General features: G+C 40.8%; 1 protein-coding gene. It reads left to right on the plus strand.

Annotated elements, in window-relative coordinates; translation table 11 throughout:
* Window positions 1–522, plus strand: a 522-nt coding sequence (locus CG11_RS30580; RefSeq protein ID WP_197043967.1) for a cadherin-like domain-containing protein, incomplete at both ends; no start/stop codon positions are given.

A 522-nucleotide genomic window follows, 5' to 3' on the forward strand; every position in this document is an offset into this window, starting at 1 on the left:
CCGCAAGCTTGTACAGAAGCCAAAGTAACTATTGATGTAGAACCTGCTCCAACGACAGACAATGGAGAATTGGCTTTAGCACCCGATGTCAATACAACGTATGATGGTGTGTCGGTAAGCGGTCAAGTGATCTCGAATGACAATGATCCAGATGGTGATAATATTTTGGTAACAGGAAACATTCAAACAGATACAGACGGTGATGGCGTTGTTGATGCTACTGTAGGGATAGGCGCATTAACTACAATTGGAGGAGTAGATAGAAATGGAAATCCAGTATCAACAGCAGGTTCTTTAATTCAAAATGGAGATGGAACGTATACATTTAATCCTGTTGCTGGATTCATAGGTGTGGTAGAATATATTTACACGGCTTGTGATGACGGAGCACCCATTACCTGCGAACAAACAACGGTAACCATTGACGTTTTGCCAAGGGTGTACAACAGTACCAATGCGATAGATGATGAAGAGTTTGTAGACAAAGGAACAACATTAAATGATAATGTTTTGACAAACGAT

Origin of the sequence: Aureispira sp. CCB-QB1, from assembly GCF_000724545.1 — a bacterium.
In the GTDB taxonomy this organism is placed as follows: domain Bacteria; phylum Bacteroidota; class Bacteroidia; order Chitinophagales; family Saprospiraceae; genus Aureispira.